General features: G+C 56.1%; 1 protein-coding gene. It reads left to right on the plus strand.

Features of this window, described 5'->3' with window-relative positions; translation table 11 throughout:
* Positions 1-314: 314 nt before the first annotated feature.
* Positions 315-1,700 carry a helix-hairpin-helix domain-containing protein gene (locus tag SO140_RS45730; RefSeq protein WP_449384694.1) on the plus strand — a complete coding sequence of 462 codons (1,386 nt, stop codon included), beginning with the start codon at positions 315-317 and terminating at the stop codon, positions 1,698-1,700.
* Positions 1,701-1,815 lie beyond the last annotated feature (115 nt).

Here is a 1,815-nt window from a genome sequence, read left to right on the forward strand (position 1 = left end):
CCTGCGACGATGTCCGTGCTGTACTGCTCTCATCCAAAGACGTACCGTGCGGATGATTTTATGACACAGTAAGACTAGGACGCCATCCATTTGCCGGTCGATATCTTGGTCGCGGCGACATGCCCGAAGAGCGAGCGATAGCTGAGTGCCGATTTGCGTACTCGTCGGACAGGTCTCGCACTCAAACCGAGCCTCCGCCGTTCGCGCCGACGCTTTCTTATATTCCACAAGAGCTCGCGGTCGCTTTTGAAGCATGCTTTGGTCCAAGCGGGACAAACGGTGCCAGGCCAAAGGCGGGCGACTGGATATCCCTCTTGCAGCGAGCTGAGACTCAGCTGATCAAATGCAGTGTGTCGGCGGCCCACTTCCATTTCTCGTCTGCACCAAATTGCCCATGGTGCGCACTCGAGAAAGCCATCCCTGGCTTTATCGCATTTCCGTCCCCGCTCAACATCAATACGGCCACACCGCTTGATCTCGGTCAGCTCATCGCTGCGATCCGTGGCGTGACCGATCCGGGAACGGCGCCGTCACTGCATTCAGCGATGCCGGCCGTTCAGAGTACGCCTAGCGTCCAAAATAGGGGCGTGCTCGATAGCTCTTCGGGACAATTCGTCCTCGCAACAATTGGCGGCGCTGTCTCGGCCGTGCTCTTGAGACTGGGATATCTTCCTCCCTTGATAAGCCTAGGGGCTCTCGCGGCGTCGGGATATTTCGCACTTAGAAACCCCAAGCAGTTGCACGCCAAGGGGCCGCGCTCGCATCAGCTCAAGCAAGCGTGGGATCAGATAGATCAACGTTACAGGACCGAGGGAGATGCGTCGCGCTTCAACGAAGCAAGACGCCAGTCCGAGCTAAAGATTCGCGAATACAACGAGCTTCCGAACGAAGAAGCGCGACGCCTTTCGGAGTTGTCCCGTAGACAGCGCGAGATACAGCTTCGGTACTTTCTCGAACGCTATAGTCTTGTGAACGCAAAAATTAAGAGCGTAGGTAGTGCAAGGAAGTCGACGTTACGCTCTCACGGGATCGATACTGCTGCGGATATCTCCCGGCAGCGGATCGAGAGTATTCCAGGGTTCGGTCCAGCAACTGCTAGCCTTCTGTTGTCATGGCGATCGGATCTTGAGCGGCGTTTCGTATTTAATCCGAGCCAGCCTATCAACCCGAGCGACATTGCTCAGGTAAAGTCGGACGTCGCCCAAAGGCGCATTAATCTAGAAGCCGCGTTAAAGGCTGATCTAATCGCTATCAGGACAGCAGCAGCCGAGATTGGGCGTTCTCGCAACGATCTTACCAATCGAGCTCGAGCAGTATGGGTCGAATTCAAGCAAGCCGAAGCAGACGAGAAGGTACGAGTATTTGGTGATGTTTCCGCTCGACGTTGGGTCTTTGGTGTAATTTGCTTCGCCGCATTCATCGTTGCAGGTGTGAATACCAGTGGCCCAACTGCCGCCTCTGTGCCGCCAACTCCCCCATCTTCCCGATCTGCGACTAGCGTGCCCTCAGCGGTTCCGAATATTTCGAAATCATCGGGCAGTAGTCCGCCAACTTTGAGTGTCCCAAGCAAAATGCCTACGCAAGCTGCAGTACCGCCGCAGCTTTGGGACTCGACTCCACAGGCGCCACCACGAGTTGATCGTCAGCCGCAGGAAGCACCAAAGACCAACTTTGAGGTGTCATTCGGCCTGCAATATTGACCCCCTAAGCCGGGGGATCGGCGTCCAAAATTGACCCCCGCATTGCCTCATCGAGAATGTTACCGGAGGATTCCGCGCCGATGACTGGGGCAGCGTCACCGAATCAGGTCGGTGG

It is taken from the genome of Bradyrhizobium sp. UFLA05-108, assembly GCF_059803455.1.